Annotated in this window: 11 protein-coding genes and 1 pseudogene; 5 read left to right on the top strand and 7 right to left on the bottom strand. The window is 65.1% G+C overall.

The annotated features are described in order from the left end of the window. Positions 1–171: 171 nt before the first annotated feature. From EOA24_RS03520 to EOA24_RS03490, 7 genes are all read right to left on the bottom strand, one after another. The gene (locus EOA24_RS03520) at positions 172–771 is read right to left on the bottom strand and encodes a VOC family protein (RefSeq protein ID WP_126079670.1); all 600 of its coding nucleotides are present in this window, start codon (positions 769–771) and stop codon (positions 172–174) included. Between the two features lie 80 nt (positions 772–851). After that, a complete protein-coding gene (locus tag EOA24_RS03515; protein ID WP_127255801.1) occupies positions 852–1676 on the bottom strand; it encodes an ATP-binding cassette domain-containing protein in 825 nt (274 codons plus the stop codon). Further along, entirely contained in the window at positions 1669–2547 is an 879-nt protein-coding gene (locus tag EOA24_RS03510) for an ABC transporter ATP-binding protein (RefSeq protein ID WP_126079668.1), read from the bottom strand. Before EOA24_RS03510 ends, EOA24_RS03515 begins: the two co-directional genes overlap by 8 nt. Beyond that, a complete protein-coding gene (locus tag EOA24_RS03505; RefSeq protein WP_126079667.1) occupies positions 2544–3392 on the bottom strand; it encodes an ABC transporter permease in 849 nt (282 codons plus the stop codon). The genes EOA24_RS03510 and EOA24_RS03505 overlap by 4 nt, the downstream gene beginning before the upstream one ends. After that, positions 3385–4392 (bottom strand): ABC transporter permease, encoded by a 1008-nt coding sequence (locus EOA24_RS03500; protein ID WP_126079666.1) that lies wholly within the window; start codon positions 4390–4392, stop codon positions 3385–3387. Before EOA24_RS03500 ends, EOA24_RS03505 begins: the two co-directional genes overlap by 8 nt. Positions 4393–4582: 190 nt before the next feature. Next, the gene (locus EOA24_RS03495) at positions 4583–6112 is read right to left on the bottom strand and encodes an ABC transporter substrate-binding protein (protein WP_126079665.1); all 1530 of its coding nucleotides are present in this window, start codon (positions 6110–6112) and stop codon (positions 4583–4585) included. A gap of 95 nt (positions 6113–6207) precedes the next feature. Continuing rightward, complete coding sequence (locus tag EOA24_RS03490; RefSeq protein WP_126079664.1) at positions 6208–7782, bottom strand: NAD(P)/FAD-dependent oxidoreductase; 1575 nt, start codon at positions 7780–7782, stop codon at positions 6208–6210. 119 nt (positions 7783–7901) lie between these two features. Here EOA24_RS03490 and EOA24_RS03485 point away from each other — a divergent pair, with 119 nt between their 5' ends. From EOA24_RS03485 to EOA24_RS03460, 5 genes and pseudogenes are all read left to right on the top strand, one after another. After that, on the top strand, positions 7902–8693 hold the full coding sequence (locus EOA24_RS03485) for a cyclase family protein (RefSeq protein WP_126079663.1): 792 nt from the start codon (positions 7902–7904) through the stop codon (positions 8691–8693). A gap of 307 nt (positions 8694–9000) precedes the next feature. Beyond that, positions 9001–10572: an NAD(P)/FAD-dependent oxidoreductase gene (locus EOA24_RS03475; RefSeq protein ID WP_126079662.1), complete on the top strand. Its 1572-nt coding sequence runs from the start codon at positions 9001–9003 to the stop codon at positions 10570–10572. Further along, positions 10572–11054, top strand: a complete 483-nt coding sequence (locus tag EOA24_RS03470; protein ID WP_126079661.1) for a MarR family transcriptional regulator — start codon at positions 10572–10574, stop codon at positions 11052–11054. The genes EOA24_RS03475 and EOA24_RS03470 overlap by 1 nt, the downstream gene beginning before the upstream one ends. Before the next feature lie 45 nt (positions 11055–11099). After that, a complete protein-coding gene (locus EOA24_RS03465) occupies positions 11100–13253 on the top strand; it encodes an indolepyruvate ferredoxin oxidoreductase subunit alpha (protein ID WP_126079660.1) in 2154 nt (717 codons plus the stop codon). After that, positions 13246–13449: pseudogene (locus EOA24_RS03460) on the top strand (hypothetical protein); the annotation flags it as partial. The gene EOA24_RS03465 and the pseudogene EOA24_RS03460, both read left to right, overlap by 8 nt.

Below are 13449 nucleotides of genomic sequence, written 5' to 3'. Positions count from 1 at the left end.
TCCAGGAAAAGTGCGTAGCGGTTTTCCGTCCGGAATTGCGTGAACTCTATAAGATGTCCGGAACCGCCGGATGGGACCAGCGGTTCCGGCTGTCAGTATTGCGCCAGGGGCCAATTATTTCAAGCTTAAAGTTTTATAATTGAACCATGGTTTGGGCGCGGGCGGTTGAGGTCATTTGCTCGGATCCTTGGGGCTCCACAACACGGTCTCCGCCCCCTTCTCATAGGCCATGCCCTGCGGGTAGCTGATCGCTTCCAGCTGCAGGCCCCAGGGCGCCTGGAAATAGAGGATGGTCTGGCCGGCCGCGGGGCCTTCCTTCACCGGCAGCGGTCCCAGTCTGGTCTTCACGCCCTTGCCGTCGAGATAAGCCTTCGCGGCGGCGACGTCGTCGACATAGAAGGCGATGTGGAAGCCGCCGATATCGCTGTTCTTCGGCGTCAAATCCTTCTGGTCGGGCGCGGTGTATTTGAACAATTCGATGTTCGACCCGGTGCCGCAGCGCACCATGGTGATCTCCTCGATCACCGCCTTCGGATCGACGCCGAGCAGATCCTGCATGAAGGTGCCTTTGTCGTCGGCAAACGGTCCGAACGACATCGCCTTCTTGCAGCCGACGACATCGGTGAAGAAGTCGACGGCCTGTTTCATGTCGGGCACGGTGATGCCGGTATGGTCGTGCCCGCGCATGCCGGGGATCGTATCCGCCGATGCGGCTGCCATTGCGCCGGACAAGGAGGCCGCGAGGACCGCTGCCTGGACTGCGTATTTCATGTCACCCTCCATTGGCGAGCCTGCTTGTCCTAGCGCACATCCGAGGCCCGCTGGTCGGCGTGCGGATTTTAAAACTCAATTCATGCCGGCGCCTTGAGCCGCAGCCAGTCCGGATCGATCTCCGGCAGCGGAATGGCGGCGAGCAGGTCGCGCGTGTAGGTCTCCTTGGGATTGTCGAACAGCGCGTCGGTGGCGCTGGCTTCGACGATCCTTCCCTCGCGCATGACGACGACCTGCTGGCAGAGCCGCCGGATCACCGACAGATCATGGCTGATGAAAGCGACCGTCAGCCCCATCTCGGCCGCCAGCTTTTCCAGCAGCGTCAGGATCTGCGCTTGCGTCGAAACGTCAAGGCCGGAGACGATCTCGTCGGCCAACACGAATTTCGGCGAGAGAGCGAGCGCCCGTGCAATACCGACGCGCTGCCGCTGGCCTCCGGACAATTCGTGGCGGTAGCGGCTGGCAAAATTCTGCGGCAGGCCGACGCGCTGCAGCGCTTCCGCGACGCGTTCCTTCAGCCGGTCGCCGAGGCCGTTCTGCCTCAAGGGCGCCGCGATGATGTTGAAGATCGTGTGGCGCGGATTGAGCGACGACATCGGGTCCTGGAAGATCATCTGCAAGTCGCGGCGCAGCGGCCTGAGCTCAGCCTCCGAAAGTTGGCTGATGTCGCGCCCCTCGAAGCCGATCGAGCCGGCGCTGGGTTCGAGCAGTCTGACCAGCGCGCGCCCCAGCGTCGACTTGCCGGAGCCGGACTCGCCGACGATGCCGGTCACCGATCCCCTGGGCAGATCGAAGTCGAGCCCTTTCAGAATCTCGGCCAGCGGCGCTCGGCCGATCAATGGCTTGCGCGTCATGTCCAGCAGCGCCACTTTCAGCCCGCGCACGGAAAACAGCGGCTCAGCCATGGCTGGGCCTCCAATCCTTGTCGGCGGCTGCGATTTCGGCCGTTAGCCCGGCAAGCACGCTTTCATCCACTGGCTTCAGCGAGGCGTAGGGATCGGTGTAGCGCGGCGTCGCCGCGATCAGCGCCCGTGTGTAGGCGTGCTGCGGAGCGGCGAAGAGCTGCGCGGTCTCGGCCTCCTCCACCACCTTGCCGGCGTAGAGCACCGACACTTTCTGGCTGATCTTGGCAACGACGCCGAGATCGTGGGTGACGAACAGGATCGCGGTGCCATGGTCGCGCTGCAGCTGCGCGATCAGCCGCAGGATCTGCTTCTGCACGGTCACGTCCAGCGCCGTCGTCGGCTCGTCGGCAACGATCAGCCTGGGCTCCGCCGCGAAGGCCGCCGCGATCAGCACGCGCTGGCGCATGCCGCCGGACAATTCGTGCGGATAGCTTTTCAGCACGCGTTCAGGATCTCGGATCTGTACCTCGTCGAGCAACTGGCGGATACGCTTGTCGGCCCGCTCGCCGCTCCAGCCGAGGATGCGGACCAGCCGGTCGGTCATCTGCGCGCCGATGCGGCGCGAAGGGTTGAGCGCGGTCAGCGGATCCTGCGGGATCAGAGCCGTGCGCGCGCCGATCAGGGTCCGCCGCGCCTTGGCATCGAGGCGTCCGAGGTCCTCGCCCTCGATTAGCATCTCGCCTTCGACGATGCGCACGCTTTTCGGCAGCACGCCGAGCACCGCCTTGCCGATCATCGTCTTGCCGGCACCGCTCTCGCCGACCAGCGCGCGCACCTCGCCCGGCTGCACGGCGAGCGACACCGAGCGCAGCACGCGCTGGCCGTTGGGCAGCACGGCGCTCAAGGAGCGGATGTCCAGACACGCGCTCATCGCAGCACCGGATCGAAGCGCGCCTTCAGCGCTTCGCCGAACTGGCTGAAGGAAAGCACAGTGAGGATCAGCGTGATCAGCGGGAACACCAGCACCCACCACGCCTGGTGGATCGACAGACGGCCCTCGGCGATGATGCTCCCCCAGGTCGGGTCGTCGGTCGAGATCGACAGATTGACGAAGGACAGGATCGCCTCGACGATGACGGCGATGCCCATCTCCAGCGATAGCAACGCCACCACCGACGGCAGCACATTGGGCAGCACTTCGCGAAGCATGATGCCGATGCGGCCATAGCCGGCGATGCGCGCGCTCTCGACATAATCCATGCGCGCCTGGCTCATCGCCTCGGCGCGGATCACCCGGCAGAAGCGCGTCCAGTCGATGATGGCGATGGCGAGGATGACGGAGCTGAGCCCCGTGCCCAACACCGCCACCAGCAGGATCGCGAACAGCACCGGCGGGAACGCCATCCACACATCGACGATGCGCGAGATGATGCGGTCGGCCCAGTTGCCGAAATAGCCGGCGATCAGCCCCAGCGCCGAACCGATGAGGCAGGCGGATGTCGCTGCGGCGAAGGCGACGATGAAGGCGATGCGGCCGCCGAAGATCAGCCGCGACAACAGATCGCGTCCCAGGCTGTCAGTGCCCAGCCAATAGCCGGGCTCGGCGCCGTCCAGCCAGAAGGGCGGCAGGCGCTCCAGCATCAAATCCTGCGCCAGCGGGTCCTGCGGCGCGAGCAGCGGCGCGAAGATGGCCGCGAGCATCGCCAGCACAAGCCAACCGCCGGCCAGCCACAGCCTCGGGCTCAAACGGCGCCGGGCAACGCGCGCCTCATCCATGGCGCAGCCTCGGATTGAGCAGAGCATACATCATATCGACGGCGAGGTTGATCAGCACGAAGAGCAGCGCGAAGACCAGCACGATGCCCTGGATCAGTGGCAGGTCTCGGTTGATGACGGCGTCGATCGCCATATTGCCGAGACCTTCATAGGAAAACAGCCGCTCGACGATGACGGTGCCGCCGATGAGGAAGGTGAATTGCACGCCGACCAGCGTCAGCGTCGGCAGGGCCGCGTTCTTCAGCGCCTCGCGCAGGATGACCTGCGTCTCGGAAAAGCCTTTGACACGCGCCAGCACGACATAGTCGAGGTCGAGCACCTCCTTCAGCGACTGTTTGAGCAACTGCGCGATAATCGCCGCCAGCGGCAGCGCCAAGGCCACGGCCGGCATCAGCATGTGTTTCAGCAGGTCCCAGGTGAGGTCGAAGCGCAGCCTGAGAATGCTCTCGACCAGATAGAACTGGGTGACGAAAGGCAGATCGAGCTGCGGCGACACCCGGCCTGAAATGTCGAACACCGGCACCAGCACGCCGAACAAAAGGATCAGCACAAGGCCCCACAGGAAATCGGGAATGGAGAGCGTCGCGCCGCTCACGATGTCGATGCCGGCCTCGATGGCCGTGCCGCGCGAGCGCGCGCCGAGGATCGCGGCGGTGGCGCCGAGCGCGATCGCCATCAGCAGCGCCACGGTCGCCAGCTCCAGCGTCGCCGGCAGCCGGTCGAAGACCAGGCCGAGCACGTCCTGGCGCAGCGAGATCGAGGTGCCGAAATCGCCATGCAGCACGCCGCCGAGCCAGATGAAGAATTGCTGCACGATTGACTTGTCGAGCCCGTAGAGCGCGCGCAGCCGGGCGATGTCGTCATCGCTGGCGCCGGGCGGCAGCATCATGGCGATCGGATCGCCTGGCGCGACCCGGATGACGACGAAGACGACGATGGCGACGCCAAACAGCGTCACCAGCATCGTCAACAGACGAACGAGGAATCTCTGCAGCAGCATGCGTGCGTAATCACTCTGAACGGACTCCCCCTCATCCGGCCGCTTCGCGGCCACCTTCTCCCCGGTGGGGAGAAGAGGCTGGCTCAGCCGTCGGCGGCCTCTTCTCCCCTGGGGGAGAAGGTGGCCCGAAGGGCCGGATAAGGGGGCTGCGTCGTTGAAGGAGGCACGCTATCGCGCCTCCTCATTTCGATCAGGCGGCCGGGGTCATCAGCGCCGGCAGCAACGCGCCGGACACATGCTGCACGACATTGACCTTCTTCGAATGCACGATCGGCTGCGCATACTGGATCAGCGGCAGCACATAGGCCTGCTCGGCGATGTATTTGTCGACCGCCTTCCAGCCGGCGATGCGCTTGGCCTCGTCCTTCTCGCCCCAGAGCGGGTTGATCATGTCGATCAGGTCCTTGCTGTCCCAAACCGAATGCGGGCTCGGGCCGTACATGGCGAAGCCGGTCGAGGTGGTCGGGTCGCCGATGGAGTTGCCCCAATTGTAGAAGGCGGCCGGCGCCAGCTTGTCGGCGGCGCGCAGCTCGTAATGCTTGGCGATCTCATAGACCTCGATCTTGGCCTCGATGCCGACCTTGCGCCACATGCCGACGATCGCCTGGATCATCTCATAGTCCTTGGGCTTGAAGCCCTTGGTGGTCTGGATGGTGAACTTGACCGGCTTCTTGGTCGAATAGCCCGAGGCGGCTAGCAATTCCTTGGCTTTCTCCGGGTTGTGCTCGACCTTGATCGAGGGATCGAAGGCCGTGTATTCCGGCGTCTCCAGCGTCGCGATCGGCTGGCCGTAGCCGCGCAGCAGGCGCTTGACCAGAAGCTCCTTGTCGACCGCCATCACGGCCGCCTGGCGGACGTTCTTGTCCAGCATCGCCTCGATGTCGTTGAAGAAGATCATGCCGATGTCGGAGACGTTCTTGATCGAGCCGGCAAGCCCGTCCTTGGCGATCAGCCGGTCATACTCCTCATAGGGGATTTCGAGCGTCACCTGCGAGGAGCCCGACTCGATCTCGGCGACACGGCTCGCCGCATCGGTGACGAACTTGATCGTCACATTCTCGAAGGCCGGCTTCGTGCCCCAATAATGCGGATTGGCCTTCAGGCGCAGGAAGGCGTTGCGCTCGAACTTGTCGACCATATACGGCCCGGTGCCGATCGGGGCCTTCTCGAAGCCTTCGGCCCCGACCTTCTCGTAATAGGCTTTCGGCAGGATGTAGCCGGTCAGGAACGACATCCACTTGAAATAGACCGGATCGAACTGGACGACGTCGCCGGTGATCTTGTTGCCGTCGATCTTGAAATTGTTGACGTTCTTCCAGACGAACTGGATCGGGTTGCCGGTCTTCTCGTCGCCGGCCCGGGTCAGCGACCACACCACGTCTTCCGGCGTGAAGGGCGAGCCATCATGCCATTTGACGCCTTCGCGCACCGTCATCGTCACCTTGGTGCGGTCGTCGTTCCAGCCCCATTCGGTGAGCAGTCCCGGCGTGAAGGAGAGGTCCGGCTTCTGGCCGATGATCTGGTCGAACACCGACTGGTAGAGGCCCTGAATGGTCGGGTTCACCGCGGAAGGGCCGGTCGTCGGATCCCAGGAGGGCAGGTTGACGTTGTAGGCGATGGTGAGCTCGTCGGCCGCCTTGGCCGCCCTCGGCAGGCCAAGCGTCGCCGCGCCGATCGCGGCGGCGCCATATCCAAGCAAGTCGCGTCTGTTGATGGTCATGGTCGTTCCCCTTGTTGGTTGTCTTTAATTTGCGCGGCGTCATCGATCCGTCTGTTCAGGCACCCGGGCAACCGCGCGCTTCCCGTCCCGGAATTCTAGTTTCCTCCCAGCTGTTGGGCGAGCATGAAGCCGGAGGCCGCGCCCGTGCCGGCGCCGGGCCATGTCGCGGCTCCGGTGAGGTACAGGTTGGCGACGGGCGTGTTCCAGCGCGCGAAGCCGCGCGCCGGGCGGAAGAGGAAATTCTGCGCCAGATGGTGGCTGCCGCAGATCTGGTCGCCACCGACCAGGTTCGGGTTTTCGCGCTCGAGGTCGAGTGGCGAGAAAATCGCGCGGCAAAGGATTTTCTGTCGCAGGTCGGGCGCGTAGCTCTCGATGATGTCGAGCACGCGCTCGGCATAGGCGTCCTTGACGGCATCCCACTGCGCCGGCGCGATCTTGCCCGCGGCATCGCCGAGGATCTCCGCCGGCAGCATGCGCACCTGCACCCACAGCACATGCTTGCCTTGCGGCGCCCGCGAAGGGTCGACGGCCGTCGGCTGGCCGACCACGAGCACGGGCTGGTCGGGCAACTGGCCGGCGATCGCCTGCTGGTAGGTGCGCGACATGGCATCGAGCGACGGCGCCAGATGCACATAGGCGAACTGGCGAAGCTCGGCGCCGGCGCTCCAGTCCGGCAGATCGTCCATCGCCAGATGGATCATCATCGTGCCCGGCGCATGACGGAATGTCTGCATCGCAGCGTCAAAACCGGCGTCGCCCGAGCCATTGGGCAGCAGCTTGCCCGGCAGCGCTTTCGGTGCGACACCGGCAATGAGGGCCTTGGTCGCAACATGCGTTTCGCCGGATGCCAGCCGCACCCCGGTCGCCCTGCCGCCGGAAACCATGATCTCGGCGACATCGGCGCCGGTCGTGATCTGGCCACGGGCCGCCTTCACCATGCCGGCCAGGGCATGGATGATGGTGTCGGCACCGCCTTTGCCCAGCACCATGCCGAAACTCTGGTTGGCCATCGATTCCAGGTAGGGGAAGACGGCGCCCCCGGCGATGTCGGGCGCGAAGTCGAGATGCATGCCCCAGGCCGCGAGCGTGGTGCGGACATGCGGCGTCTCGAAATTTTCCTCCAGCCACCCGCGCGGCGATGAGAGCAGCAGCCGGCCGGTATCGAGCGCGCCGGCAAGACCCTTCTTGCGCCAGAGTTTCCAGCCCGTGCCGGCCAGCGCCCTTGCGCTCATCGGCGATCCGAGCAGCCGGAACAGATGCTCAGCTTCGCCCGGGAAGGCGCCTACCAGTTTCCGCCATGTGGCCGCGTCCGCCGCCGAGAAGGCGGCCAGCCGCGATGCGGTCTTTTCCAGGTCGTTGCTGACGCCGAACCATTTCCCATCGGGGAAGGCGCTGGCGAAACAATCGGCCACCGGCGCGAACTCCAGCCCGTGGCTATTCAATTCATTTGCATATTTCCGGTGAAAGGCGGAGCCTGCAAAGAGGCTCAAATTCATCGCGCCGAAATCGTGCCGGAAGCCGGGAAGCGTGTATTCGGCGGTCCGCACTGCCCCGCCGATCTTTTCGCTGCGTTCGAAAACCGCTATTTTCCAGCCTTTGAGCGCCAGATGCGCGGCGCATGCCAGACTGTTGTGGCCCGCCCCGACAAAGATGGCGTCGAACTCGCTCACGCCCCGCCCCAAAATGCTTTATGCTTAAAGATAATTGCAGATGCATATGTTTTCGTCTAGTAGGTATATTAAGGGCCGCAACGAGCCTTGATCATCAGAGACAAGAGGGAACAAAGACCATGGACACGCAGAAACTCCTCGGCGAGGTCGCCGGCCAGCTGCTCTCGGGCGCCATCAAGGTGGTCGACCTGACGGCGCCGCTCGGGCCGAACACGCCGCTGATCAAGCTGCCGCCGGAGCTCGCCGTCGACACGCCGAAGATCGAGATCCACGAGATTTCCAAATACGACAAGAACGGTCCGTGGTGGGCCTGGAACTGGCTGAAGCTCGGCGAGCATTCGGGCACGCATTTCGACGCGCCGCAGCACTGGATTACCGGCAAGGATTATCCGGACGGCGCCACCGACACCATTCCGGCGCAGAATTTCATCGGTCCGGTCAACGTCATCGACTGCTCAGTGGAAGCGGCTGAAGACCACGATTTCCTGCTCACCGTCGACCATATCAAGGCCTGGGAGGCCAAGCACGGCGCCATCAATCCCGGCGAGTGGGTGGTGATGCGCACCGACTGGTACAAGCGCAACGGCTCGGAAGCCGAGTTCCTCAATGCCAACGAGACCGGCCCTCACACGCCCGGCCCGACGGCCGAAGCCATCCAGTTCCTGATCAGCAAGGATATCAAGGGCTGGGGCTCGGAGACGATCGGTACCGATGCCGGCAAGGCCGGCGGCATGGAGCCGCCATTCCCGGCCCACACGCTGATGCACAAGGCCAACCGCTATGGCCTCGCCAGCCTCTGCAATCTCGACCAGCTGCCGCCGAAGGGCGCTATCCTGATCGCGGCCCCGCTCAAGATCGAGCGCGGCACCGGCAGCCCGATCCGCGCGCTGGCGCTGGTGCCAGGCAAATAGGGCGAGGCGGCGGTCTTCGGGAGAAGATCATGCTCGAGGGCAATGGAGTGATGGAGTCGATGTGGTCGTCTTGGAGCGTCAGCGCTCTACGGCGCCCCCCTCTGTCCTGCCGGACATCTCCCCCACAAGGGGGGAGATCAGACGTCACGCGTGCTTTCGCCAATCTCCAACGCCGCAGGATTGAGCAAGGCGCCGAGGCTGCCAATCTCCCCCCTTGTGGGGCAGATGTCCGGCAGGACAGAGGGGGGCGCGAAGGAACTCGGCTTTGCGCGATTGACGTCCATTTCTTGACCGCGAGCACCCCTCAATGACCGCCGCCGATCACACCATCGTCGGCAGCGGCATCAACGCCCTGGTCTGCGCGGCAATGCTTGGCGCCAAGGGCGCCAAGGTGCTGGTGCTCGAGCGCAACGACCGCATCGGCGGCTGCATGCGCACCGAGGAGATCACCGCGCCGGGCTTCGTCCATGACGTGATGGCGACGACCTTCGTGCTGTTCATCACCTCGCCGGCCTTTGCCGCGCTTGGCAAGGACCTTGCGCGGCATGGGCTGGAGTTCTGCCACACGGCGACTCCCACAGGCGTTCTCATGCCGGACGGCAGCCATGCCGTGCTCACCACCGACCGCGCCACCAACATCGCGGCGCTCAACCGGATCGCCGCCGGCGACGGCGACCGCCACGGCGGCGACGTCGGCGGCATCGAGCGCGATGCGGGGCTGCTGTTCGGTCTGCTCGGCGGCGCGCTCTGGTCCTATCCGACAACCAAGCTGCTGGCCGGCGAGGCCTGGCGGCGCGGCCCGCGCAACCTCGCCGCCTTCATGGGCGAGGCGCTGGTGCCCGCGCGCGGCTGGCTTGAGACGACCTACTCATCCGACACGGTCCGCGCGCTCTGGGCACCCTGGGTGCTGCATGCCGGGCTTGGGCCCGAAGACGCCTTCTCCGGCCAGATCGCCAAGGTCATCGCCTTCGCCCTGGAGGCCGCCGGCGCGCCGGTCGTCAAGGGCGGCGCGAAAAACCTGCTCGCCGCCTTCGAGGCGCTGATCAAGGAGCGCGGCGGCGAGATCCGCGTCGACGCCGATGTCGCCTCGATCGTCCAGAGCGGCGGCCGTGCCACCGGCGTGCGGCTCGCCTCCGGCGAGACGTTGAGCGCTGCGAAAGGCGTCATCTGCTCGGTCACGCCGACGCAGCTCTACGGCCGCCTGCTCGGCAAGGATGCGCCTGAGGCGGCAACCAAGGCCACGCAGGCCTATCGCTACGGCAAGGGCAATTTCCAGATCCACTATGCGCTGGACAAGCCGCCTGCATGGCGCGGCGGGGGCCTCGACAAGGTGGCGCTGCTGCATCTGACGCCGGGTTTGGACGGCGTTTCGAAAGCCTGCAACGAGGCGGTGCGCGGCCTGCTGCCGGAAGTGCCGACCATCTGCGTCGGCCAGCCGCACGCGCTCGATCCCTCGCGCTGTCCTGAAGGCAAGGCGATCCTCTGGCTGCAACTGCCCGAGGCGCCGCGCCACATCAAGGGCGATGCCGCCGGCAAGCTGAATGCCCCGGCTGACGGGCGCTGGACCGGGGCACTGCGCGAAGCCTATGCCGACCGCGTCGAGGCGATCCTCGCCAACCATATCGACGGGTTTCGCGAGACCGTCATTGCGCGCCGCGCCTATTCGCCGGCCGACCTCGAAGCGATGAACATCAACCTTGTCGGCGGAGATCCCTATGGTGGCTCGTCGACCATCGACCAGTCCTTCCTGTGGCGGCCGTTCAAGGCAAGCCGCAACCACGAGACCGGCGTCAAAGGCCTCTACCATATCGGCGCTTCGACCCATCCGGGAGCCGGCCTAGGCGGCGGCTCCGGCTTCCTTCTGGCGGGGAGGCTCTGATGGAACAAAAGCTCGCCGAAAAACGCCAGCGCATCTCGACCCTCGGCCAGATCGGGCTGCAGCAATTCGCGCCCTATCTGATGAACCGCATCATGGGCCGCTACAACGCCACTTTGCGCGAGGATTTCCGTAAGCAAGGTCTTACCATTCCGCAGGTGCGGACGCTCGCCGTGCTCTCGGTCACCGACGGCGTCACCGTCAACGACCTCTCGGTTTATACGGTGATCGAGCAGTCGACCTTGAGCCGCACGCTCGACACGCTGGAAAGCCAGGGCCTGGTACGGCGCGAGCAGGGCGTCACCGACAGCCGCATCCGCCATGTGTTCCTGACCGATGACGGACGCGCGCTGTTCACCCGCGCCTGGCCGGCCATGCATGACGCGTTCGAGGCGATGTTCGACGGTGTCGACGATGCCGAGTATGCCGCGCTGATCGCGATCCTGCAGAAGATGCTGAAGAACATCCGCAAGCACGACATCTGAGTTGACGAACGCGCCGCCTGGTTGCGGCAACGGAAGGAGGCAGACATGGCCGAACGGTCTTTTGCCAAGGAAGTCGAAAAGCTGAGGTTAGGGGCCGGCGAGGAATTCGCGGGCGAGGGCATCCTCGCAATCACCAAGGCGCTGTTGCAATGCGGCGTCGGCTATGTCGGCGGCTACCAGGGCGCGCCGATCAGCCACCTGATGGATGTGCTGGCCGATGCGCAGGACATCCTGGGCGAGCTCGGCGTGCATTTCGAGGCGAGCGCCTCGGAGGCGACCGCCACAGCCATGCTTGCCGCTTCGGTGCATTACCCGATCCGTGGTGCGGCCACCTTCAAGTCGACAGTCGGCACCAATGTCGCGTCCGACGCGCTCGCAAATCTGGCGTCCGGCGGCGTCACCGGCGGCGCGCTGATCATCGTCGGCGAGGATTATGGCGAAGGCTCCTCCATCATGCAGGAGCGCAGCCACGCCTTTGCCATGAAGAGCCAGGTCTGGCTGCTCGATCCGCGCCCGAACCTGCCCTCGATCGTCAAGGCGGTCGAGGACGGCTTCGAACTGTCCGAGACGTCGAACACACCCGTGATGCTGCAAGTGCGCATCCGCTGCTGCCATGTCCACGGCCATTTCATTGCCAAGGACAACAAGCGCCCGCCAATGTCGGTCGCCGACGCGCTGTCGGCGCCGCGCCGCGACACCGGCCGCATCGTGCTGCCGCCCGCTTCCTTCCTGCATGAAAAGGAGAAGGTCGCCAAGCGCTGGCCGGCGGCGGTCGATTTCATCAAGAGCCGCAAGATCAACGAGATGTTCGGGCCGGACCACGGCTCGGTCGGCATCGTCATGCAGGGCGGCATGTACAACTCCGTAATCCGCGCGCTGCAGCGGCTTGGGCTTGCCGACACCTATGGCGACACCGAAGTGCCGCTCTACGTGCTGAACGCCGTCTATCCGCTGGTGGACGACGAGTTCCTGTCCTTCTGCGAAGGCAAGCAGGCGGTGCTGGTCGTCGAGGAAGGCCAGCCCAACTATATCGAGCAGGCCTTTGCCGCGATGCTGCACAAGGCCGGGCGCGGCACCAGGCTGGTCGGTAAGGAGCATCTGCCGATGGCCGGCGAATATACTGGGCAGGTGATGCTCGACGGCATCGGCTCCTTCCTGCGCGCCAACGCCCCGCATCTTTTGCCGGGCGAGGTGCGCGCGCCGAACAAGCTGGGCGAAGGCATCGACACCGCCGATCTCATCAATGTCGTTCCGGGCCGGCCCCCGGGCTTCTGCGTCGGCTGCCCGGAGCGGCCGATCTTCGCCGCGACCAAGCTGGTCGAGCAGGAGCTCGGTAAGCACCACATCGCTTCCGACATCGGCTGCCATCTGTTCTCGATCATGCCGCCCTTCGAGCTCGGCGCCACCACCATGGGCTACGGGCTGGGGCCCGCCTCGGCCTCCGCCTTCAACTCGCCGGAAGCAAAACGCCGCTCAATTTCCTTCGTCGGCGACGGCGGGTTTTGGCACAACGGCCTCACCTCCTCGATCGGCAATGCCGTCTTCAACCGGAATGACGGCGTCATCGTCATCGTCGACAATTTCTACTCGGCCGCCACCGGGGGGCAGGACATCCTGTCGTCGCGCGCCAACAACCGCACCAAGTCGACGAAGCATCCGATCGACGAAGCGGTGAAGGGCATGGGGGTCAAATGGCTGCGCCACATCGACCGCACCTATGATGTCGGCAAGATGCGCGCCGCGCTGCGCGAGGCGCTGACCACCGAGGAGAAGGGGCCGAAGGTCATCGTCGCCTCGTCCGAATGCATGCTCAACCGCCAGCGCCGCGAGAAGCCGCTGGTCGACAAGGCGATCAAGGGCGGCGAGCGCGTGGTCAAGCCGAAATTCGGTGTCGACGAGGACATCTGCACCGGCGACCATGCCTGCATGCGCCTATCTGGCTGTCCATCGCTGTCGGTGAAGTCGCTCGACGATCCGTTGCGCGACGATCCCGTCGCCTCGATCGACCAGAATTGCGTCGGCTGCGGCAATTGCGGCGAGGTGGCGGACGCCGCCGTGCTTTGCCCCTCCTTCTACCGCGCCGACGTCGTCCACAATCCCGGCCGCTGGGACCGTTTCCTCGAAAGCGCGCGCCGCGCCGTGATCGGGCTGTTGCAGCGACGCCGCGAGAGCCGCCGTTTGATGTTTGCCGATGCTTGATCACAAAGCAGCGCTGCGCCCGAAATCGGGCGCCTTTGATGACGAGCGGGTGATAAAACTCGCCGTTCTCGCCGTCGGCGGCCAGGGCGGCGGCGTGCTGGCCGACTGGATCACCGATGTCGCCGAGCGCAACGGCTACATCGCGCAATCGACCTCGGTGGCCGGCGTCGCCCAACGCACCGGGGCGACCATATAT

Origin of the sequence: Mesorhizobium sp. M2A.F.Ca.ET.039.01.1.1 (assembly GCF_003998035.1) — a bacterium.
GTDB lineage: Bacteria > Pseudomonadota > Alphaproteobacteria > Rhizobiales > Rhizobiaceae > Mesorhizobium.
This window is presented reverse-complemented; position numbering and strand designations above follow the sequence as displayed.

Excerpts from the sequence above, each read along its gene's own strand:
- EOA24_RS03520 (WP_126079670.1), bottom strand. The coding sequence starts at position 771 with ATGAAATACGCAGTCCAGGCAGCGGTCCTCGCGGCCTCCTTGTCCGGC.
- EOA24_RS03505 (WP_126079667.1), bottom strand. The coding sequence starts at position 3,392 with ATGGATGAGGCGCGCGTTGCCCGGCGCCGTTTGAGCCCGAGGCTGTGG.
- EOA24_RS03475 (WP_126079662.1), top strand. The coding sequence starts at position 9,001 with ATGACCGCCGCCGATCACACCATCGTCGGCAGCGGCATCAACGCCCTG.
- EOA24_RS03470 (WP_126079661.1), top strand. The coding sequence starts at position 10,572 with ATGGAACAAAAGCTCGCCGAAAAACGCCAGCGCATCTCGACCCTCGGC.
- EOA24_RS03500 (WP_126079666.1), bottom strand. The coding sequence starts at position 4,392 with ATGCTGCTGCAGAGATTCCTCGTTCGTCTGTTGACGATGCTGGTGACG.
- EOA24_RS03465 (WP_126079660.1), top strand. The coding sequence starts at position 11,100 with ATGGCCGAACGGTCTTTTGCCAAGGAAGTCGAAAAGCTGAGGTTAGGG.
- EOA24_RS03495 (WP_126079665.1), bottom strand. The coding sequence starts at position 6,112 with ATGACCATCAACAGACGCGACTTGCTTGGATATGGCGCCGCCGCGATC.
- EOA24_RS03515 (WP_127255801.1), bottom strand. The coding sequence starts at position 1,676 with ATGGCTGAGCCGCTGTTTTCCGTGCGCGGGCTGAAAGTGGCGCTGCTG.
- EOA24_RS03510 (WP_126079668.1), bottom strand. The coding sequence starts at position 2,547 with ATGAGCGCGTGTCTGGACATCCGCTCCTTGAGCGCCGTGCTGCCCAAC.
- EOA24_RS03485 (WP_126079663.1), top strand. The coding sequence starts at position 7,902 with ATGGACACGCAGAAACTCCTCGGCGAGGTCGCCGGCCAGCTGCTCTCG.